General features: G+C 40.5%; 22 protein-coding genes. 12 read left to right on the top strand and 10 right to left on the bottom strand.

From position 1 onward, the window contains the following. Positions 1-57 precede the first annotated feature (57 nt). The 5 genes from RM368_RS06780 to RM368_RS06760 form a co-directional block, all read right to left on the bottom strand. A complete protein-coding gene (locus tag RM368_RS06780) occupies positions 58-1,365 on the bottom strand; it encodes a CO2 hydration protein (RefSeq protein ID WP_322693360.1) in 1,308 nt (435 codons plus the stop codon). A gap of 98 nt (positions 1,366-1,463) precedes the next feature. After that, positions 1,464-2,960 (bottom strand): NADH-quinone oxidoreductase subunit M, encoded by a 1,497-nt coding sequence (locus RM368_RS06775; protein WP_322693359.1) that lies wholly within the window; start codon positions 2,958-2,960, stop codon positions 1,464-1,466. Between the two features lie 304 nt (positions 2,961-3,264). Continuing rightward, positions 3,265-3,978, bottom strand: a complete 714-nt coding sequence (locus tag RM368_RS06770) for a carbonic anhydrase (protein ID WP_322693358.1) — start codon at positions 3,976-3,978, stop codon at positions 3,265-3,267. A 51-nt stretch (positions 3,979-4,029) separates the two neighbouring features. Then, positions 4,030-5,907, bottom strand: a complete 1,878-nt coding sequence (locus RM368_RS06765) for an NAD(P)H-quinone oxidoreductase subunit F (protein WP_322693357.1) — start codon at positions 5,905-5,907, stop codon at positions 4,030-4,032. Between the two features lie 367 nt (positions 5,908-6,274). Further along, positions 6,275-6,460: a hypothetical protein gene (locus tag RM368_RS06760; protein ID WP_322693386.1), complete on the bottom strand. Its 186-nt coding sequence runs from the start codon at positions 6,458-6,460 to the stop codon at positions 6,275-6,277. 137 nt (positions 6,461-6,597) lie between these two features. Between RM368_RS06760 and RM368_RS06755 the strand changes: the two genes are divergently transcribed. The 7 genes from RM368_RS06755 to RM368_RS06725 all read left to right on the top strand — a co-directional run bounded on the left by RM368_RS06755 (position 6,598) and on the right by RM368_RS06725 (position 11,347). Beyond that, positions 6,598-6,810 carry a hypothetical protein gene (locus tag RM368_RS06755; protein ID WP_322693356.1) on the top strand — a complete coding sequence of 71 codons (213 nt, stop codon included), beginning with the start codon at positions 6,598-6,600 and terminating at the stop codon, positions 6,808-6,810. Positions 6,811-6,846: 36 nt separating this feature from the next. After that, positions 6,847-7,062: a hypothetical protein gene (locus tag RM368_RS06750; protein ID WP_322693355.1), complete on the top strand. Its 216-nt coding sequence runs from the start codon at positions 6,847-6,849 to the stop codon at positions 7,060-7,062. Continuing rightward, positions 7,059-7,298, top strand: coding sequence for a hypothetical protein (locus RM368_RS06745; protein ID WP_094347747.1), 240 nt, complete (start codon positions 7,059-7,061; stop codon positions 7,296-7,298). Before RM368_RS06750 ends, RM368_RS06745 begins: the two co-directional genes overlap by 4 nt. Beyond that, the gene (locus RM368_RS06740) at positions 7,295-7,744 is read left to right on the top strand and encodes an HNH endonuclease (protein WP_322693354.1); all 450 of its coding nucleotides are present in this window, start codon (positions 7,295-7,297) and stop codon (positions 7,742-7,744) included. Before RM368_RS06745 ends, RM368_RS06740 begins: the two co-directional genes overlap by 4 nt. 522 nt (positions 7,745-8,266) lie before the next feature. Then, positions 8,267-8,854, top strand: a complete 588-nt coding sequence (locus RM368_RS06735; RefSeq protein ID WP_322693353.1) for a Uma2 family endonuclease — start codon at positions 8,267-8,269, stop codon at positions 8,852-8,854. 36 nt (positions 8,855-8,890) lie between these two features. Next, complete coding sequence (locus RM368_RS06730) at positions 8,891-9,178, top strand: hypothetical protein (RefSeq protein WP_322693352.1); 288 nt, start codon at positions 8,891-8,893, stop codon at positions 9,176-9,178. 75 nt (positions 9,179-9,253) lie between these two features. Beyond that, positions 9,254-11,347, top strand: a complete 2,094-nt coding sequence (locus tag RM368_RS06725) for a pentapeptide repeat-containing protein (protein WP_322693351.1) — start codon at positions 9,254-9,256, stop codon at positions 11,345-11,347. A 405-nt stretch (positions 11,348-11,752) separates the two neighbouring features. On the opposite strand, the gene vapC is transcribed toward RM368_RS06725, so the two are convergent. Together vapC and RM368_RS06715 are read right to left on the bottom strand one after the other, a co-directional pair. Further along, positions 11,753-12,160 (bottom strand): type II toxin-antitoxin system tRNA(fMet)-specific endonuclease VapC, encoded by a 408-nt coding sequence (gene vapC / locus RM368_RS06720; protein ID WP_322691309.1) that lies wholly within the window; start codon positions 12,158-12,160, stop codon positions 11,753-11,755. After that, positions 12,157-12,390 (bottom strand): hypothetical protein, encoded by a 234-nt coding sequence (locus RM368_RS06715; protein ID WP_322691308.1) that lies wholly within the window; start codon positions 12,388-12,390, stop codon positions 12,157-12,159. The genes vapC and RM368_RS06715 overlap by 4 nt, the downstream gene beginning before the upstream one ends. A gap of 89 nt (positions 12,391-12,479) precedes the next feature. On the opposite strand from RM368_RS06715, the gene RM368_RS06710 reads away from it, so the two are divergent. Genes RM368_RS06710 through RM368_RS06700 form a run of 3 tightly spaced genes read left to right on the top strand, consistent with a single transcriptional unit; the run spans position 12,480 to position 15,505 of the window. Continuing rightward, on the top strand, positions 12,480-14,027 hold the full coding sequence (locus tag RM368_RS06710; RefSeq protein WP_322693350.1) for an FAD-dependent oxidoreductase: 1,548 nt from the start codon (positions 12,480-12,482) through the stop codon (positions 14,025-14,027). A 23-nt stretch (positions 14,028-14,050) separates the two neighbouring features. Then, positions 14,051-14,755: an actin-binding WH2 domain-containing protein gene (locus RM368_RS06705; protein ID WP_322691306.1), complete on the top strand. Its 705-nt coding sequence runs from the start codon at positions 14,051-14,053 to the stop codon at positions 14,753-14,755. A gap of 42 nt (positions 14,756-14,797) precedes the next feature. Further along, on the top strand, positions 14,798-15,505 hold the full coding sequence (locus RM368_RS06700) for an actin-binding WH2 domain-containing protein (RefSeq protein ID WP_322693349.1): 708 nt from the start codon (positions 14,798-14,800) through the stop codon (positions 15,503-15,505). 143 nt (positions 15,506-15,648) lie between these two features. Here the strand turns inward: RM368_RS06700 and RM368_RS06695 are convergent, their stop codons facing one another. Then, a complete protein-coding gene (locus RM368_RS06695; protein WP_322693348.1) occupies positions 15,649-16,071 on the bottom strand; it encodes a lysozyme inhibitor LprI family protein in 423 nt (140 codons plus the stop codon). 760 nt (positions 16,072-16,831) lie between these two features. On the opposite strand from RM368_RS06695, the gene crtR reads away from it, so the two are divergent. Then, entirely contained in the window at positions 16,832-17,893 is a 1,062-nt protein-coding gene (gene crtR, locus RM368_RS06690) for a beta-carotene hydroxylase (protein WP_322693347.1), read from the top strand. Positions 17,894-18,122: 229 nt separating this feature from the next. On the opposite strand, the gene RM368_RS06685 is transcribed toward crtR, so the two are convergent. Both RM368_RS06685 and RM368_RS06680 read right to left on the bottom strand, forming a co-directional pair. Then, entirely contained in the window at positions 18,123-19,049 is a 927-nt protein-coding gene (locus RM368_RS06685) for a phosphodiester glycosidase family protein (RefSeq protein WP_322693346.1), read from the bottom strand. 84 nt (positions 19,050-19,133) lie between these two features. Beyond that, on the bottom strand, positions 19,134-20,393 hold the full coding sequence (locus tag RM368_RS06680; RefSeq protein ID WP_322693345.1) for a DUF4912 domain-containing protein: 1,260 nt from the start codon (positions 20,391-20,393) through the stop codon (positions 19,134-19,136). Positions 20,394-21,047: 654 nt separating this feature from the next. Between RM368_RS06680 and RM368_RS06675 the strand changes: the two genes are divergently transcribed. After that, a complete protein-coding gene (locus RM368_RS06675; protein WP_322693344.1) occupies positions 21,048-21,248 on the top strand; it encodes a hypothetical protein in 201 nt (66 codons plus the stop codon). The last annotated feature ends 806 nt before the right edge of the window (positions 21,249-22,054 follow it).

Below are 22,054 nucleotides of genomic sequence, written 5' to 3'. Positions count from 1 at the left end.
AAAAATGTAGAGACGTAGCAGTGATACGTCTCTACAAAGGTTTTAGATGGAGATATTTTATCGATAATCTTGATTTTGAATGCTCCCTAAACGAGCAGCATCACGAATATTGTAGTCAGCACGGGTAAAGCGATTTAGCTGCATTTCAAAAAAGTCTCGATTAGCTTGTAAATGCTTGGGGTTTTGGTCATCTAATGGATATAAAAGTGCAGTCCGCAAAGCTTGAATTACCGCAGAAGTGACACAGTACATTGAGCGTTGAAAACTCACTCCTAACTGAATCAACATATCTTCTTCACCGCGGCAATGTTGGTTGTAGTAATCAACAAGATATGGTGGTAAAAAATGCAGCATATCTTGCATTAATAATGTTGGGGGAATGCCAGCAGTACCCACTGGGAATACATCAGCGTAAAGAATACCAAAGTGAAAATCTTTTTGGTCTTCCGGCACTTGACGCGCTTGAGCATTATAAGATTTTGTTCCTCTAAAGGGTGCAGTGCGGTAGAAAACTGCTTCTACATAAGGTAATGCAGCTTCGTATAGCCACATGAAACCCTTAGATTTGGGGATAATTTCGTAGCATTCACCACGAATATAAACGTGATGGTAAATGGGACGACCTGCGATCGCAAATATACCATTAACTATGAAACTCATCGCCTCTGGGACGCTGGTAATGGTACCTTCATCATAGCGATCGGACATTTCAAAAAATACTGGGGCCATGATTTCCCAGAATAAGCCCAGATTAGCGTAGTATGACATCTGGCGGCACTGTTCCAAAAACATATCGGGGAACAGCTTGTAAAGCCCCAGCATCACGGGGTTGCCTTGGAAGTAAGCTTTAATTGCTCTATCGGCGTTGGCTTTGTATTCGTCTGAATCTAGGTAAGGGTCAAATTGTCCACCCATGCCTCTGTGCCACAACATCGCCCGCATACAAGCTTCCGCAAATTCCATGTTAATGCGATCGTGCAACAAGTGATGCAACAACTTCGGCATTTTGAAAGTTTCACCCTTTTCGATAAATGCCAAAAGTTCTGGATGTGCAGTAGCTTCGCCGCGCCAAATTCTTAAATCGGCATCATCGCCAGCGTAATGATTATGCAGTTCTAAATACTCTTTAGGTAAGAAGTATTTAAAGAAGGGAAGCGGGTTTAAAAATTCGCGTTCGGCAATATAAAGTAGGTCGCGCCAGTAGAAATCCATCGGCACAGCATAAGCTTTGTATAAACCGATGATTTGCATCAAATTTTCTGGAGTATCGGGTAACATTGCACCGCCAGCTTCTAAGCGGTGAATTACTTCGGCAAACTCATGCGTGGAAGGAGGTAATTTAATCGCTGTTTTAATTGCTGTCATGGTAATCGTAAATTGGTAGAGACGCAATTTATCGCGTCTGGGTGATAGGTTTTGAGACGCGATTTATCGCCGTCTCTACAAGTGTTTTGATGTATTTTCTATTTCAGCGCGACTTCAGAAATTACGGTTTTTTCCAAGGGGGGAATTGCAGCCACCATTGTTGTAGTTGTGGATTCACTCCAACGCACTAACCAAGTGGGTTGTACTCCTAAAAAGATGATGAAAGCTGCCAAAATTAAGGCGGGGATTTTTTCACGCCATAGAACTTTGGGATAGTAGGCGAAGTTATCGAGTCTGCCAAAACAAGTGCGATTGAGGAGGATGAGAAAATAAACTGCGGTTAATCCACTAGCCACTATACACAAAATTGTTGGAATGGGGAAGGTAGAGAAACTACCTTGAAAGACAATAAATTCCGCGATAAATCCTGTTAAACCGGGAATACCTGCGCTAGCCATTCCGCTTAAAACTAGTAAGGCGCTAATTAGGGGTAAACCGCGTATGGGACTCATTAAACCATTGAGTTTATCTAACTCGCGAGTGCCAACTTTGGCTTCCACTACTCCCACCAAGTGGAAGAGAATTGCCAAGATGAGTCCGTGGCTGAACATTTGGGCGACTGCACCAACGAGTGCTAAGGGAGTACTAGCAGCACCAGCTAACAAAATATAGCCCATGTGACCAACGGAACTGTATGCTACCATGCGCTTGATATCTGTTTGAGCGATCGCAATTACTGCTCCATAAATAGCGCCGATTGCTCCCCAAATCGCTAGAGTCGGTGCAATAATGCTCCAAGCATGAGGAAACATACCCAACCCAAATCGCAGCAATCCATAAGTTCCTAGCTTTGCTAATACGCCACCGAGAAGAATGGCAATTGGTGCTGAAGCTTCAACGTAAGCATCGGGTAGCCAAGTATGGAAGGGAATTAAGGGAATTTTAATCCCAAAACCTAATACTATTCCTGCTAGTAAAAGGATTTGCTTTGTTGTTGAGAGGTTTTCTGTAGAGACTGCATCAAAAGCAAAATTGGTAGAACCGCTAAGCCATACCATACCCAAGAATGTCGCTAGAATTAAGGCTCCCGAAACAGCAGTATAAATCAGGAATTTCATCCCAGCATAACCCCGTTTTGCACCTCCCCAAATGGAAATTAGCAAATAGAAGGGGATTAATTCTAGTTCGTAAAATAGGAAGAATAGCAGCAAATTCTCTGCTAAAAAAGCACCTGCAACTCCTCCACTAACTAATAAAATCATGGAGTAGAATAGCCGGGGACGTTCAGTTTCTTGACTACTGCTGTAAATAGCAATCCAGGTGAGCAGGCTATTTAACACCAACATCAAGATAGAAAGCCCATCAACACCTATTTGATAGCTCAAACCAAGGGTTTCATTCCAGGGTAAATACTCTTTAAATTGCATTCCTGGATTGCTGATATCAAATTTTAGCAGGATAAATAGGTTCCAGAACAGAACTACTCCCGAAAATATTAATGCTATTAAACGAATGCGATGCTTAGGTATACTTCCAGGTAATATTGCTATGATAATAGCAACAAAAATTGGGAGCCAAATCAAGACACTTAACATGGGAATTTTGTCCTTTGTTCTTTGTCATTTTTAATTTGTCCTTTGTCCTTTGTCCTTTATGACTCAATACGCTTCAGTTAAGAGAATAGTAGGTTGGATTTAGCCTATGCGTTACCCAACTAAAGTCTCGATTGTATTGGTTTATTTTTCTCTTTTAGAGACGCTACGCAAATAGGAAGCAACCTAAGTTGTTCAATCCAAGATACATCAGTATAATTTTCAGGCTTAACTGAAGTGTATTGCTTTATGACTTACTCTTAGCCAATGACTAATGACTAATGACAAAGGACAAAGGACAAAAAAGCTAACTTACTAGACTGATTTTTCCAGTATCTAAATCGTAATAACCACCGACTATTTTCAGTTTTTCTGCTTTGATTAATTCAGATAAAACTGTCGATGATTTCAATTTTTCAATTTGCGCCAAAATATTTGCTTTACAAGCATTTTCTAACTTATCTCCTGATTGATCTTTTGAGCTTTCTACACTTGGTTTAATAGCTTCAAGCAAACTTCCAATTCGCCCTGGTACTGAAGCACCTTTGATTGCAGCCTCTACTGCACCACATCTTTCATGTCCCATTACCATAATGACTTTAGTACCTAACACTAAGCTACCAAATTCTAAGCTACCAATTTGCTGTGTTGTGGCAATATTACCAGCTATCCGGCAGACAAATAAATCTCCAAGTCCTTGGTCAAAAACAATCTCTGAAGGAACCCGTGAATCTGCACAACCTAGAATAGAAGCAAAGGGCTTTTGACCTTTGGCAATTTCGACTAAACGTGAATGAGTTTGGTTAGGATTGCGCCGTCTTGCTTTAACAAACCGATCGTTTCCATCTAATAACTCTTGCAATACTTTGTCAGGTGTAATATCATCTGGTGCTGATTTTGTTTCGGCTGCAAGTAAGTTGGAATTTAGTCCGGCTGTCAATACACCTGTACCGATCGCACCTGCACCAAACTTCAATAAACCTCTTCTAGAAACATTGATTTGGGGAAGTTGTCTGCTCATGAAATTCTCCTCACGATATTAAATTGTTAACTTTTAGTAGGATAGTAACTGCTATCCAATTGTCGAGATTTGAAAAACCAAATTTAAAAACTGCATTCCCCAAAATTGCCAAGTTACCCACATTCCTAAAAGACTCACTCCTAGAAGAACAGTAAATGCATAAAATTGGGTTTGCCCAGAGTTGCTGTATTTGAGACCTTCACCACCTAATAGCGAAAATAAACCAACGAAGTTAACAATGCCATCGACTACAAACCGGTCAATCATATCGGCAAGTTGGGAAATTTTGGCAACTCCAAAAATAATGGTCATTTTATAGAGTTTAGGGGTGTAAAAGTCGTATGCAAACAAATCTTGCAAGCCTTTCCAAGGGAGGCGAATTGGTTTGGGAATATTGCTGAAATAAATCACGCCAGTGATGCTACAACCGGAAATACTCGACCAAATTAACAGCAGTGCAACATCTTTATTTAGGCTTACCCAATCTGGTAAAAGTGATAAGCTTTGCAACACCAAAGGAAGATGTAGACTGACACCAAGTAAAATCATGGTTGGCAAAATCATCGGCCAGTGAGCTTCAGGCGATCGCTCGCTCATTTGTGTAGGTTTACCGCCGAAAATTAAACCGAATTCTCTGGTTAAACTCACGGCTGTTAAAGCATTTACCGTAATAACTACTCCTACTAACCAAGGTTGAGTTTCCCATAACCCATCTGCTAGTTCCATCAGCGCCCAAAAGCTACCCAAGGGTGGAAAACCAATTAATCCCAATGTTCCGACGATAAAAGCGATCGCAGAAATCGGGCGGCGCTTCCACAATCCGCCTAATTGAGTAACATCTTGGGTAATGCTATTCCAAATAATTCCCCCAGTACTCATTACCAACAAAGCTGCGGATATGGCATGGGTGAGTACTAATAATAGCGCCGCTTCGTATTGTTGCGCTCCCACAGCGATGAATACTAAACCCATGTATGCGCTAACAGAATAAGATTGACAGCGTTTAATATCGATTTGAGCGATCGCAATTAAAGAGGCACCCACGGCTGTCACCGCACCAATAGCAACCATCGCTGAGGAAGCTATGGGCGAGATGTTTAACACCGGTTGCAATTTAATCAGCACCCATGCACCACTAGCTACTACTACCGAGTTCCGCAAAATCGTACTGGGAACCGGGCCTTCCATCGCTTCATCTAGCCATAAATGCAGGGGAAATTGGGCACATTTACCCATCGGCCCAGCAATTAAAGCTAAACTTACCAGTGCCATAGTTGTCGGGTTGACGTTAGCAGTAGCCGCCCATTCGGCTAATTCTGTATAATTCCAAGTTCCAGCTAAAGGCCATAATGCCAACACGCCTATTAGCAAGAATAAGTCTCCCACCCGCTTGGTTAAAAACGCATCTCTCGCACCTGAAACTACCAAAGGCTGGCTAAACCATAAGCCTACTAGTAGATAGGTTCCTAGCGTCAAGACTTCCAGAATTACATAGCTGAAGAACAAGTTATTACACAAAGCAAGGGCACATAATCCCGCTTCAAATAATCCCAATAATGAATAGAAGCGTCCCCAACCCCAATCCATTTCCATGTAGCCGATCGCATAAATTTGCGCCAGCAAGTTCAAGCCAGTAATCACAACTAAAGCGCTGATACTGACTGAGGATATATCCAAAGCAATAGTTAAATCTAAACCAGCCGTAGATAACCAAGGAATAAATACTTCTTGGGCTGGATAATTCCAAGTTGCTTGTAAGGCGATCGCACTATGTACCAACGCCAAAAATGTCATCACCAAGTTTACATAACCTGCCGGTCTTGGCCCTGTTTTCCGAATGATCCCCGGCGACCAAGGCACGGCTAACAAGCCACCTATTAAGGCATAGCACGGAACTAGCCAAACAGTCTCTAGTAGAAACTGAGCCATCAACTCACCTCTAAGATTTGGATCTAAAATTATGGGTTTTTAGTCAACTGGCGTTGATCCCAGTTAATCCAGCGATGTCTACGATGGACGACGCCTACGCAGAACATACAAATTTATGTTTATTTAATTTTGTTAGAAACAGCTTACCGTTATATCTGTCAAAATGGAATTAGCTAATTAAATAAATTTAAGATAATAACTCTAATTATTTCTTATATAATCAACTATTTCAGCAAGAAGAATAAGTATTTATTCTTATCTATGCATCGAATCGGGGATCAATCAATAGTTATCATTAGTTTTATCAATTTATATCAATGACAAGAGACGCAATCATTTGCGTCTCTACAAATCGAATAAATGTGAATTATATTTTGGTGATTTTGTCAACCTGCCAGTGAGAGATAATAATGGCAGGTGGGGAGTCAACTTGGCTGATGGGGGCGGGTTTCATGTCTCGGTAGTCCAAGAGTTGGACTACGATGAGGTAGGCGATCGCTAAAATCACCGAAATCGCACCTGTAAGAATGGCAATTATTTTCGAGCGTTCCATCAGTATTTCCTGTAATGCAAGTTGTTGTGCAGTGTCTATATCCACATAATAGACTTGGCTATAGTTACTGGGCGTGAGCGAACCGCAGTTTAGCAGATAAAATATTAACAAGCTGAAAGCGACTTTGAGCGATCGCCATGACAACGAAACAAGCTATCTTTGACGCTATTGAACAACTGCCACAACACCTAAAAGACGTGTTGCAGTATGTTCAACAACTTGCACGTACCCAACAATCACCAGCATCTAACCCACATACCCAAAGCAGCGATCCTCTTGCAGATTTCATCGGCGCAGTCTCTCACGGTTCTCTAGCTGCAAACTTAGACGACGCTTTCTATGGCAGATAAGCTTTTTAATTGATACATGGGGTTGGCTGACGCTTCATGACAGAAGCGAACGCTATCACCAAGAAGCCACAGAAGCTTACCAATATGCGTAGACGCATTCGCGCAGCATCTTGTAGAGAAGCGGCTTGTCGTCAGACATCGCTGAAAATGGGCAAATTTATACAACAGATTATTGTTCTTGACGAAACGATTACTTTCTCGCTGTTAAAATACCACCAGTCCGCTAAATTAAACGAGACATACAGCTTATGATTACTCAAATGATGGTTCAACCCTCATTCTGGGTAGATTCTGGAATCAAACTCAGTAAAGTTAGGGACATATATTTGTTTAAATTTACTGAAGAATTACAGTCTCGACTCGAAGAATTGTCTGAGAAAAAGAAAGCTGGATTGCTAACAAGCGAGGAAGATGCTGAATTGGCAGGCATATTGGAACTTGATAGAATTTTTACCTTGCTTAATGCCAAAATCATTTCTCAATCATGACAGTTAATGATTCCACCAAAAAATTAGTCAGACAAAGAGCTAAATTTCTTTGTGAATACTGTCATTCTTCAGAAGAAGCAAGTGCTGCTCTATTTTCTATTGACCATATTACACCGCAGTCTCTTAAAGGTTCGGATGACCCTGATAACTTGGCATTAGCTTGTCAGCGTTGCAATGGATATCGCTACAATTTCACCACTGGAATTGATCCAGATACAGGACAGATGCTACCTCTATTTAATCCACGCCAGCAAAAGTGGTCTGACCACTTTATTTGGTCAGCAGATGGTCTAACAATTATTGGCATTACTTCTGTCGGACGAGCTACAAGTAATCGTTTAGACCTCAATGATGAACGTCATAATGAAGGCTCTATTGTCAAAGCTCGTCGCCTTTGGATCAAAGGTGGTTGGCATCCACCTAAGAGGATGTCTGAGAAGTATTAAATATTTCGCTTGATCCCCCCTAGCCCCCCTTAAAAAGCAGGGCTGTTTCATTCCCCAAAGAGCTTTAAAAATCAAGGGTTCTAGCAATTAAAAATTGGTTATTTTGTTACCAGCGTGCCGAGAAAATGAACTATTTTACTGTTGTTTAAGTGCTTAAAAGTTCATCTCATCGTCACCCTTACTTACAATTTTTTTGCTAACCATCTTGACAAATCCAGTTTGAAATGGAATGAAACAGCCCTGCCTTAAAAAGGGGGGAACCGGAATCAAAGTCCCCCTTTTTAAGGGGGATTTAGGGGGATCTACAAGTCTCAAATACAACACCAAAAAGTTTTCAGACATCCTCTAATGAAGACCCGCAACAAGTAAAAAAGTATTGATCGCTAAAATGACCGAAATCGCACCTGTAAGAATGGCAATTAATTTTGAACGTTCCATCAGTATTTCCTGTAATGCAAGTAGAATAACTGTATTGAGCCATTGATGAGAATTGCGTAAGCGCAGCCCACAGTAGGTATCGCTATGACTGCAACCACAAAAAAATTCACTTTTGCAGAGTATCTTAAGTATAACGATGGCACGGATACCCAATATGAATTGGTAGATGGAGAATTAATTCCCATGAGCCTTGGCACTGGCAAGCACGGTGGCATCTCCAAGTTTTTAGAAAGAAGCTTTGATGATGAAAGTGCCAAAATGGGCCAGAATTGGACAGCACAAAAGTTTTCTGTGGGAGTGCGTTCGCCACGAGGAGGACGCTGGGACACCTCACGAATTCCAGATGTAGTAGTATTACCAACACAGCAGTGGGAAACACTTTCTAATCGGGAGGCTGTAATCGAACTCAACGAAACTCCTCCGATATTAGTGGTAGAAGTCGTCAGCGAATCTACACAAACCACAGACTATCGCAGCAAACGTTCTGAGTATGCTGTTTTGGAAATTCCCGAATATTGGATTGTTGACCCGATTCAAGAGATAGTAACAATATGCACCTTAGTAGAAGGGTTCTATGATGCTGTTGTATTCCGAGGACAAGAACGCATCATCTCTTTTACTTTTCCACAGTTGGATTTGAGTGCCGAACAAGTCTTGGTAGGACGGAAGTGAACTCTCAATTACTATTACCCAACCAAACCGTATTGGTTGTACTTCAACAATGAGCCTCAGAACCTCGATATTGACCTTCTGAACCTCGACGTTGACCTTCTGAACCTCGAAGTTGCGGCTTTGATCCTCGAAATTGCACCTTTTATCCTCGAAGTTGCGGCTTTTAACCTCGAAGTTGACCTTCTGAGCCTCAAAGTTGCGGCTTTGATCCTCGAAATTGCACCTTTGATCCTCGGCGTTGCGGCTTTTAACCTCGAAGTTGACCTTCTGAGCCTGGAAGTTGCGGCTTTAACCCTCGAAGTTGCACCTTTGAAGCTCAACTAACAAATATATCTAACCATTCCTGAATGTACAGGGATGAGGGTGTAGTAAAATTTGCTCACCTCTGTAAAGTGCAACATGGCTTTAGACTTCTCCGGTGAAAATCTCCGAGGACGCAACTTCAAAGGTAGACAAGACCTTGCGGGTGCAAACTTTAGCTATGCGGACATTCGAGGAGCAAACTTCACCGTCGCTAACCTCAAAGATGCAAACTTCAGCCATGCCAAAGCTGGACTGCAATGGCGTTGGGCTATTTTTCTAGTCCTTGTATCGTGGTTTTTATCAGGACTATCAGAATTTTTATGGTTTACCTATGGTTCATTGACGATATGGCCAATGTTTGAAACCTCCAGCCTGCAAATCGCGAGCTGGACGGCTTTAATCATATTGGTTGCCTTCTTTTTTGTCACGATTCGGCAAGGAGTAGGAGCCTTCGTTATAATCGCAACCATAGCTGGAGTCTTAGCCGCAGCCTTTGCCATAGCCGGAGTCTTAGCCGCAGCCTTCGCCATACCTGAATTCTTAGTTGTAGCCTTCTTTGCTTTGGCTATATCCTTAATCGGAGCCGCAGCCTTGGTTGTAAGCGCAGCTACAATCGGAGCCATAGCCACAGCCTACGCCGTAGCCGCAGCCGGAGTCTTAGCCGCCGTAGTTTTTCCTGTACCAACTGGAGTCTTAGCCGTAGTTTTTTTTGTAGCAACTGGAGTCTCACCCACATCTTTTGCTGGAGCAACCAAAGTCACAGCCATAGCCATAATAGTCCTAACCGGTGCATTACTTAACTTTTATATCGGTTGGCAAGCTGTGAAAGGAGACGAACAATATTCCTTTATTCGTAATCTCGCTGTTACCTTTGCTGCAACAGGAGGTACAAGTTTTCGTGGCGCTGATTTAACCAATGCTGATTTCACCCAAGCCACACTCAAAAGTACAGATTTCCGAAACACTATTCTTATCTGTAGCCGTTGGCATCAAGCCAAAATGCTTGACCGTGTTCGTCCTGGCTCAACTTATCTGCAAAACTCACAAGTACGTCAACTGCTGGTTACAGGACAGGGACAGGACAATAATTTTGACCGTCAAAACCTCCGAGGTATCAATTTAAAAGAAGCTAAACTAGCAGATGCCAGCTTTATTGGCGCTGATCTCAGTGAAGTTAATTTGCAAGATGCCGATTTGTCAAGAGCAAAGCTGAAGCAAACGCAACTAGACGACACAGATTTAACAGGTGCAACACTCACAGGCGCGTACATTGAAGATTGGGGCATTACAAATACAACTAAATTGCATGGTGTGACGTGTGAATATGTCTTCATGCGCTTACCCACAAAAGAAGACCCCGACCCGCTCCGCAAACCTGATAATAAGCAAGAGGTATTTGCAGACGGAGATTTTGCCGACTTTATCAAACCAATTTTTGATACCCTCGACCTTTACCATAATCAAGGCGTTGACCCCCGCGCTGTTGCCATAGCTTTCAAAAACCTTGCCGAAAATCATCCCGAAGCCGAGTTAGAAATCGTGGCAATGGAGAAACGCGGCGATGATAAAATCTTGCTCAGAGCTAAAACCGCAGTAGGTAGTGATAAATCTCAACTGAGTGCAGAATATTTTGATGACTATAATCAACTCAAAGCTTTATCGCAGAGTCAGCAATTATTGCTGGTAGAAAAAGATAAGCGCATTATTAGTTTAGAAAATATGGTAGATACTGCTCTCAAGCAGCCAAAATTTTATACTCAAGGAGATACAAATATGTCAGATATCAGTGGCATCAATATTCAAGATAGCAGTAATGTAAGCGGTATCGCTGGCAATAATTCTATTGCTAATCTAGGAACCATTAGCGGTAACGTGAGTATTGCCCTCAATCAGTTACCTGATGCAACCGATGCCGAGAAACCAGGAATCAAAGAATTATTGTCGCAGTTGCAAGATGCGATCGTACAATCCACATATTTGTCAGAAGAAGACAAAACCGAAGCGCTAGAACAGGTGAAAGCTTTAGCAGAAGCGGGTAAAAGTCCTCAAGAATCCACTAAGCAAAAGATGGCAAAAACTGCAATTACTATGTTGAAAGGGATATTTACAGGCTTACCTGCTGTTGCTTCGCTAGTTGAAGCGGGTAATAAATTATTGCCTGCGATTTCTAAATTATTCGGTTTGGGATAATTTAACGTGAGGTTTTTGAAATAAAAAATCCTTAAAAAGATGTTTTAAAAGTTCTTTGGTCGGTAGCAAAACGTTTTAGATCCCCCTAAATCCCCCTTAAAAAGGGGGACTTTAATTTCGGTTCCCCTCTTTTTAAGGGGGGTTAGGAGGGATCTCTCTTGCGTAAGTCCTGTTCCAATTGCGATTTACCTGGCCACGATCGCATCTACTTTCTTCATTCTCAGGTAGTTTTGGAATGTAGAGTCGAATTTTTCCAAAATGTCTTTAACTGAAGAAATTCTTTCCCAATTACCAGGCGATGTTTTAAAAGGATTGCGCCAAGGCGATCGCATCCTCTGATTAGCCTTACGCAGTGGCCTAAAGTTGTCTTTATCTATCCCTTTGGTAAATTTCTTACAATGCTGGTCAACTCTTTTCCTCCCAATCTTCAATCTGCAACCCATTCACCCGACCAAATTCTTTTGTATTATGCGTAACTACTATCAAATTATTCGCCATTGCAATAGCTGCAATCTGCACATCATAAGGGCCAATCGGCGTACCACTAGCTGTTAACTCAGCCCGAATTCTCCCTGCTATCCTTGCGGCTTCTGGGTCTAAAGGTAGAATAATAAACTGACTAAAAAAACGTTGCAATATTTCTAAATTTCTCTCCTGTTGGGCACTACGATAAGCACCATAGTACAGTTCTAATTGGGTTATTGTAGAAACTAAAATATCTTCTGGTTGTTGGGATGCCAGTCGAGTTGTTACCGCAGGACTACTATTATTTATTAAACGGATACAGACATTAGAATCGAGCAGATAAATCAAAATAGCGGCTCCCTAGTTTCGTATTCTCCCTGTTCTGCCCGTTCTAGCGGTTTTCCTACCCAACCACCAATTACCTCTTCAAAAAACCCAGGCATCCAGCCCCGTTGTTGTGGTGTAACTCTTTGAATTGTTACTGTAACTTCAATTTCTGTATCTGGCATTTCTACTGGGATATCTAAATGTAAAATACCATCTTTACCCACATGCGACCGGATTTTTATACTATCCATCGTATTTTTATCCTAATAAAAGAAATAATATCGCATCTACTTTCTTCATTCTCAGGTAGTTTTGGAATGTAGAGTTGAATTTTTCCAAAATGTCTTTAACTGAAGAAATTCTTTCCCAATTACCAGGCGATGTTTTAAAAGGATTGCGCCAAGGCGATCGCATCTTAACATCTGTGCGCGAAAACTCCGCACCAGTACCAACGTTAGTTAAAGAAAGTCAACAGCTTTTAGGCGATATAGACTTCGATGTGCTAATCTGCGGTGGCACTTTAGGGATTTTAATTGGTTGCGCCTTGGCGGTGAAAGGGTTGCGGGTAGCGTTGCTGGAACGGGGAGTTTTGCGGGGGAGGGAACAAGAGTGGAATATTTCTCGCAAAGAATTAGATGTATTTGTGGAATTAAAGTTGCTGAGTGAGGATGAATTAGCAAGTGCGATCGCCACTCAATATAACCCAGCGCGAGTTAGTTTTGCTGGCGGTACAGAAGTTTGGGTAGAGGATGTTTTGAATATCGGCGTAGATCCAGTTTATCTACTCGCTACCTTGAAAACGCGATTTCTCGCCGCCGGGGGAAAGTTGTTAGAAAACACACCCTTTAGCGAAGCAGTGGTTCATCCCGATGGGGTAATGGTAAATAACCAATTCAAAACTCGGTTATTAATCGATGCGATGGGACATTTTTCACCCATCACCCAACAAGCACGCCAAGGCAAAAAACCAGACGCTTTATGCTTGGTTGTCGGAACTTGCGCCCAAGGTTTTCCAGAAAATAACTCAGGCGATCTATTATTATCATTCACTGAGTTGCAAAATCAATGCCAGTACTTCTGGGAAGCCTTCCCAGCTAGGGATGGCAGAACCACTTACTTATTTACCTACATGGATGCAGAACCTCAACGTTTGAGTTTAGAAGCTTTATTTGAAGAATATCTGCGTCTGTTACCAGAATATCAGGGAGTGGAGTTGAGCAAGCTGAAATTTCAACGGGCGTTATTTGGTTTCTTTCCCACCTATCGCCAAAGTCCGCTAAAAACTCCTTGGAATCGCATTCTACCAGCCGGAGATAGCAGTGGTAGTCAATCTCCTTTAAGTTTTGGTGGTTTTGGGGCAATGGTGCGTCACCTGAAGCGTTTAACTTATGGCATTGATGAAGCGCTAGAAACAGAACAATTATCTGCAAAAGCGTTAACACTGCTGCAACCCTATCAGCCAAGTTTGACTGTTACTTGGTTGTTTCAAAGGGCGATGAGTGTTGGTGTAAATCAGAAAATTGCCCCAGATCAAATTAACCAATTACTCTCAGCAGTATTTCAAGAAATGCAACAGTTGGGTACGCCAGTGTTAAAACCATTTTTACAAGATATAGTGCAATTTTCGGCATTAACGCAAACACTGTTAAAAACTGGTTTATATCATCCTGTATTAGTTGTCAAGATAATTCCGCAAGTAGGTTTGGCAAGTTTGTTAGATTGGATGTTACATTACAGTAATTTAGGTGTATACACTGCCTTGTTTTCGCTAAGTCCAATGCTAGAAACATGGATTAAGAATCAACCGAACGAACAACAATATTATTGGCATCGTTTGATTGATGCTTGGAAATATGGTTCTGGCGGTGATTACTCAGATGAAACTTAGAATAATATCGGTGTGAGGATAACATGATTGAACGGAAATCTTCAGGAATCAAATACTTTGCAGTGCTGATTGGATTCCTGCGCGATCGCCAAGGTTTTCTAGAGGAAATTCGCCAAGGTACGAGATTACCAAATAAAATCATTTCGCTGCTAGTTTGCAGTTCCTTATTTATTGCCGCTTATGGTGGAATCATTGGTGCATACCATAGCTGGATGCAAGCTTTGTCTTCCGCCATTAAACTCCCGGCTCTTTATTTAATCACACTTTTGATTTGTATCCCGACGTTGTTTTTTGCTAACATTATTTTTGGTTCCAAACGGAGTTTTGCCCAGCATTTAGCACTAGTCTTAACTGCGGTTTCAGTCACCAGCGTACTTTTATTTAGCTTTGCTCCAATCACGCTGTTTTTCTTAATTACCACCAATAATTACCAATTTCTAATTTTGTTAAATGTCTTTATCTTTGCCATCACTGGATTTATTGGTGTTTCATCTTTATATCAAGCCACAAGTTTAGTTTTAGAACAAGATAATGAAGGTAGCAAGACACGCCAGAAAATTTTACAATTTTGGCTATTTCTTTACGCTTTTGTAGGCAGTCAGTTAGGATGGACTCTCAGACCATTTTTTGGCACACCTGGTTCTGTTTTTGAACTATTCCGCGAAAGAGAAGGTAATTTCTATTTAAGCGTGATTAAATCTCTTAGCTATCTCTTTGGATTCCGTTAATTAGTCGTTAGCAATTCCCCAAAATATACAACCTAAAAAAATATGCTGAAAAAGCAAAATCGCGGAATTCAACAATTTGGAGTTTTAGTTAATTTACTGCGCGATCGCCAATCATTCTTAGAAGAAATTCGTCAGGGAGTGCGATTACAAAATAAAATTACTTCTCTGTTTGTAACTAGTTCTATATTCTTTGCCCTTTATGGAGGAATTATCGGTGCATCCCACAGTTGGGCACAGGCATTATCTGGTGCAATTAAACTTCCAGTGTTCTATTTAATCACACTGATTATTTGTTTCCCGACTTTGTTCTTTTTTAATGTTTTGTTTGGTTCTCGGAGCAGTATTCTACAGCATTTCGTTGTATTACTCACATCTGTGTCAGTGATTAGCGTACTTTTATTTAGCTTGGCACCCGTTACGCTATTTTTTCTAATAACGACACCCGATTCTTATCAATTTTTTAAACTGCTGAATGTGTTCATTTTTGGTATTACAGGTATATTTGGCGTGAAATTCCTGTATGAAGGAATGCAGTTACTTTCTCAACAAGATGAAGTTGGTAAAAAAACCCGCACCACTATTTTAAGATCCTGGTTATTGCTTTACGCCTTTGTTGGTATGCAATTAGGATGGTTTCTCAGACCATTTTTTGGTGCCCCCGACTCTAAATTTGAGTTATTTCGGGCGGTGAAAGGCAACTTTTATTTAGATATTGTAGCGGCGATTTCCGAAATTTTAGGTTTGCGTTAATCTTAGAAAAGATAATTACTCTAGTTCCCATTTCCTCGTTCCCAGGCAGCAGCCTGGGAATGCATTCATTGAGTCTCTGACTCAATAAACCTCTTGCACAAATGCAAATTTTAAAGTCCCTCTTCCAAGCTTGGGAGAGGGATTTAGGGTGAGGGCTTTAAATATTCTTGTAATTGTTGGGTACGCAGTTTTGTAGTATCTTCCAAACAACCAAAATAAATGCTAGAAGCAATACTTCCACCCTCATAACTGCTTCTTTCAAACTCACAATTGGTATCTCGAAACTTGATCCATGCTAGTTGTGCCGCAATCAATTTTTGTTTTCTAGGCCTTTCTAATGAAGATATCAATTGTTGATAAACCTGATTCAGTTTTTTATCTGCATTCTGATAAGACAACTTCGTACATTCATTAATTGCTGCTTGAGTTTGAGGATTATTGCAGTTGAGCTTTTGAACTAAGCGCACCTCAGATAAATCAGGCGTTGTGCCTGCTATTGTCATGGCGAGGGGATTTAAACTGCTGAGAGTTAGTATACTGGACAAGACTAGTAATAATTGACGCATAGCAAAATCTTTGTTCTTAAATATAGAAATTTGATCTTTTTGGTGGTCTCGAACTCAGAATCAGAGTAGAAAGTGGTATGCTCCACAAAGAACTGTCATGGTTTGCACGAAGCTTTGCCTATTCTGCCTACCAGTAAACTCCAGCGATGGAGTTTTGGTTAAAAGAAGAAGACAGCAACTGCATGGAATCGAAAGAGGATAAGCGATCGCAAGCATATATACTTATTGCATCATCCAGAGCCAGGGATGAATTTTTTATTTAAGCAAATAAAATATATATTTTTGTTAGAAGTATGATATTTGTGTCTAAAATATTTTTATTATACGCCAAATACCGATAAAACTCTTGCATCGATCGTTAAAATAACTGTATTCTTTATATTGTTGAAAATTGCTTTTCACAAAAGCAATAACAAAGCACAATTTCAGCACATCGCAAAAAACATTGACTGGGCAAATCGATAAATGTCGATATCAAACCAAAATCTATGTATGCTGTTGTTGCTGGCATTATTGAGTAACAGGAGCAACTCTCAAAATGAAAAATCAAATATTTTGTTTATGCGTGTAGTGTAGCAAGGAATTCAAAAATTTTTACTATTCCCTATCTCTTACAGTCCATACCTAATTTGAATAGAGAAGAGTATTGGCTAAATTTTCAATCTTTTCATCTCTCTAATCGGGGCAAGAAATCTATTCTGTGCTGGCTGAGTTTGGGATTTCAAACTTATTTTATCAACGAATCAAGACCAGGAAAATTATGACCTCTTTAGATCCTAATTTTTTTGACATCCCGGACAAAAGCCTAATCATCATCGACCCAGCCGTTGATGACTATAAAAAGCTAAATGGCAACAACTTGGAAGTCATCTTTAAAGACGTAGTAGATCCAGAAGTAAGAACGGTAACTTCAAAAGCAGAAAAACTACTGAAAGCTCCACCAAAGGAATTGTTAGCGCCTCCTGGTGATTTCAATCCTACATTACTACTGTTTTTTGCATCTGTGACAATACTAGTGTCATCTCATTGCGGTTACTGGCTTTGGCAATGGCCAGACTGGCTGTGTTTTGTTTCTAACACTATTGCTTTGCATTGTGCTGGAACAGTAATTCATGATGCTTGTCACCAATCTGCTCACCGCAATCGAGTCATTAATGCCATACTAGGGCATGGTAGCGCCTTGATGCTAGGGTTCGTTTTTCCAGTGTTCACACGAGTACATTTGCAGCATCACGCTCATGTTAACCATCCCAAAGATGACCCAGATCATTTTGTTTCTACTGGTGGCCCGTTGTGGATGATTGCATTTCGATTCTTGTCCCACGAGGTATTTTTCTTTCGACGGCGACTGTGGCGCAAATATGAGCTATGGGAATGGTTAATTAGCCGCTTAATTGTTGTTGCAATTGTTTATATCTCAGTTCAGTATCATTTTTTAATGTACGTTCTCAATTTTTGGGTTGTACCTTCTGGTATAGTGGGATTAATACTGGGCTTATTTTTTGATTATTTGCCCCATCGTCCCTTTGTTGAACGCGATCGCTGGAAAAATGCTCGTGTATACCCTAGCCCAATTCTTAACATCCTGATTTTAGGTCAGAACTACCATTTAATTCATCATTTATGGACTTGTATTCCCTGGTACAAGTATCAGTCTACATACTATCTGATGAAGCCTTTGTTAGATGAAAAAGGTTGTTATCAAACTTCGGGGTTGCTACAAAAGAAAGACTTTCTAGAGTTTATTTACGACATCTTTGTAGGAATTCGCTTTTCTCATCAAAAAACTAAAAATCAAGATGAATTACAAAGTCTTAAATAAGCATTTTATCTCCTTCCCATGCAGAGCATGGGAATGCCCTCGTTGAGGCTCTGCCTCCAGTCTGGAATTGAGCCAGAGACTCAATAAATGCGTTCCCAGTCTCCGACTGGGAACGAGGGAAATTATAGCAACAGTCAAGGTGGTTAGGACATCAACAGACGATAAAGCTTAGACACAAAAAGGCTTTTCACCCAGTCCCCAGTCCCCAGTCCCTTGCTATATAACTATTTTATTTTTTGTAAATCAAAAAAACTGAACCAATCGGTCCAAGGTTTTCTACATAAGTTTTCTGGTTATAATACAATCCTGGAGACATACCTCCATCAAATAAAATCCCTTCTTGAATCTTACCTAAACAGTTATTGCTAGCAATACCTTCTAAGACATTATCAAACATATCTGGCAGTAACTCTTGATTAAGTTGCGATAATTCAATCTCAGAATTAGCTTTCAAGTCATTAACTAATAAGATTACATAGCCTTGATTCGTGATAGCTGCTAGAGAGCGATTAGTTGCATTTTTACAAGCAAATTCTCCCAAATCTTGACAAATATCTTTAAACTTACCTTGACGATAGAATCTGCCATTACCGCCCACTAAATTATAATTGAGAATATTGTTCGTTCTTCTGCCAGCTTGAATAGTAGCCTGTCGCTGCTGGGGTGTACCTCCTGATATCCCAAAGGAAGAACGTTTATTTTTAAATGCTCCTGAATACTCTACGCCACGAGAAATATTTAAGCCTTGGGGTTTATTTTCAGTATCTATATAGTCGGCATTAATTGCACCAATGGGTAGCTGTCCGTTTAACTTGGCATTTTCATCGGCGATAAGTTCATGAAACTGTTTTGCTACATATTCTTTACGCAGTTTACCTCTACTATCTTTGGCGTAAAGTTTATGAGATAAGCCAACATTAACTTTAAAATCTAATTCTGCTGATTTGGGATTAAAAATAATTACATTGTTAATACCTTTAGGATTTTTTTTACCTTGATTATTGGTTTTAAAAAAATCAATACTGAACTTGGCATCTTTGCCAGGGCAACTTTTAGACGCTTTTGGGACTAAATTTGCTTCCATCTTTTGACAACCTGATAATAAGCTTGCACTGATTATCAAAATAAATAACAAAAATATTTTTTTTGTAAACATAATAATACAAAAAAACCGCTACAGAATTACTATAGCGGGGAATAATTTAAAATTTCAGTCTGGAGTCAATCTCAGAACCAAAACTTAAGAGAACCATTCTAAGACAGCTTCTTCTTTGGTGTTGGTATTCCGAGATGGTGTCTCACGATTAAATTTCATCTGAATCGAGCGGGTTTGCTCGCCATCAGCAGCTACAGCCAAAATTGGGTAGTCAATTAAACCATCTTGGAAGGACATCTGGAAGCGGAATGTTCCATCTGGATTCAGCTTAATTGGACGGCCACCAATAGTTACAGTAGCATCGGGTTCGGTTGCACCGTAGACTATCAACTCAGCATCGGCAATTAACCAGAACTTGCGCGGACGCACTGGTACGGCGGAAGCCGAGAAGCCAACACCTGACATTCCTGCACCGGAAGCGGTTAAACCAGACACGGTAGGAACAGCCCACATACCCACACCAGATGGGAAAATGTAGGAGCTAATAGCTTGTTCGGGACGCGCTGCACCTTGTTGGGAGCCGAAGATAGAGCCAGCAACCCGTAGTGCTTCGGCAGATTCTGCTAAACCAAATATTTCGTCGTAGATGGGGTTGCTGTTGCCATTTACAGCATTACCAACATTACCATTGGCGGTAGCTGCAACCTTCTTGGCGGGAGGAACTAGTTCGTACTGAGTTTTTCCACGTAAATCTTCTTCAAAATTTACAGTGATCAGGACATCCTCAATCCAATCAGAAGGATAGACGGGAGGAATGTGTACTTTACTAGAACGAGCTAGTACTAACCAGCGACCATCAGCAGCACGATAGCCGATATCAATCACATAATCGCGATCGCTAACTGGAACTGGTAGATACCATTCTCTAGCTAGTTCATCAGCGGGATATTCTTGAATGCTATGTGGGCTTTGGTATTCGATATCGATGTCGGTGACATCATAAATCCGTAGTGCCAGTTGTTGTCCGCCTTGCCGACGCAGTTCCTCTTTGTGTTCATTGGGAACATCCCAGTAAGTGTAAGCCCATTGAGGATCGCGCGGTAAGAGTACAATCCGGCTTTCACCATAGCCAGAGGGCAAATCTGCGAGTCCTTCATCAACATCAGCTAAAGATCCACCAGTACGATCTTCCTGACCTAATTCAAACTTTGCAGCTTCCACGGTTTCTTGTGCCTCCAATGAACGAGATGGACTGAGTAAGTTTTTGCTACGCTGGACTTCTTGTATTGATGTCAGCAGTTGTGATTTACGCATTCTGCTATAGCGAGAGATGCTATATTCGCTAGCAACTTTGCGTAGTTGACGTAAGGTCATCTCCTCTAGTGGCGGGCGTTCTTTTGCCATTAATTTGGCCTCCAGTAGTTTAAGCGGTAAATGATTTCCCCTGGTTAAAGAATGCTATGTAAAATCTCATCCATTCCAGATGAATTTCTTATTACTGACTCCTGGTCTTGCCCAGTTTTTAAGTTTTTTAATCTGTTTTTAAATGAGCCAACATCTTTTCAATTCCTCTCCCCATAATGCCGAAATTAGCATTTCTTTGGGATCGGAGGATTTCTGTTTGTTAAGTCTATATTAACCACTAAGCATATCTAGGGATCAAGGGGTCAGAAGTAGGTTTTTTGACTGTTTCACGAATTTATCAGCCCTTCTGGGATCTTATTGTCATAAAATCATGACAATTATCGCGTTTTGTGTGTTTAGCAACGGCGACAATGTCAAATTTTCCTGACATTACTTTCTGGGTTAGCCAAAAACCCCAATTCTTGAAGAAAAATTCAGAAGTCAGAATTTAAAAGCAAAGCCAAAGACGCTGCACTATCAACTCTTTCGTTCAAAATACCCAAGTGATTTCTGGTGACTGACGCCTTTATTCAGTTTCGTTAAGCGATCGCCTTTTTCACCCACCGTTATGTGAAATTAAGTCCCAAGATAGTGTGTAGCCACCATAGAAGAACTTAAGCTTGGCATATAAGTTTAGGGTTTAGGGAAATAGTTATGAATAAGGAAACAGTTCCTAGTCAAGCTGAAAAGTCTAATCCAGAAGGCGATCCATCACAATTAAGTCCAGAGGTATTGGATAAAATCAAACACCCTGCAAGAATAGACGATGTTATTCGAGAGCAATCACCAGCAGAACGTAGAAGTAACCCAGCTTTGGTACCAGAAATGATTGACGATCCAGCTGATAATGATTGATTGAGTTTGCAAAACAGTAATCGAAAAGCTCAAATTCGCTACTTCGTAGAGAAGTAGCGAATCTTGTTAGTAATGTGTTGTTATTCAAGATTATGTAGTTATTCTCGATATATTTCCGGGGTGTTGATGTCTAATAGCACAGCCTGAGTATCAAATTTAACTTAATGAATTCCTGGATAAAATTATTTAATAACTTGGCGTCAATCCAAGAGGATGTTTGAAAAATTATGATTGATGTATCAAATATTTTTTTACCCCACCCTAACCCTCCTCTTATAAAGGGGAGGGAACTAGATTTGTTTTTTCCCCCCAATATATCGGGGGGATTAAGGGGGGTAATAATTCGATTAATACAACATACCAGTTTTCAAACATCCTCTAAGCTTTATTTATAGATATTTTGTAAGTGTGTTCGTAGATACATTTGCCTCTTGAATAATGGCAGGCTAAATTATCATTGTCATCTATACTAAGTTAGATTCTGGAAAGTTAAAGTTTATAACCAGGGTCGTATATACAGGAGCGATTATAAAGTCATTTAATCAAATATTACTGACTGTATTAAAGATAATATCTATACCAGCAAAGTTTCCAAATCTCAAAACGAACAAAACTAACATCTGGTGAAAAATTATTAATCGAAATAAATTCAGGAATTAGACAAAATCATGAAATAACATAGACGCACTGCAAATGCGTCTTATTGGCGCAGCCTCTCCTCGAAAATACAAGCAGCTTGCCACAAAGTTCTTGCGTAAGTCCTGATATTGTGAAACCATAAATTGTAACTTGCTGATACAACTAAC

The organism is Nostoc sp. DedSLP03 (assembly GCF_034530815.1).
GTDB lineage: Bacteria > Cyanobacteriota > Cyanobacteriia > Cyanobacteriales > Nostocaceae > Nostoc.
Note: the sequence above shows the minus strand (reverse complement) of the source record. Positions and strands in the feature narration are given on the sequence as shown.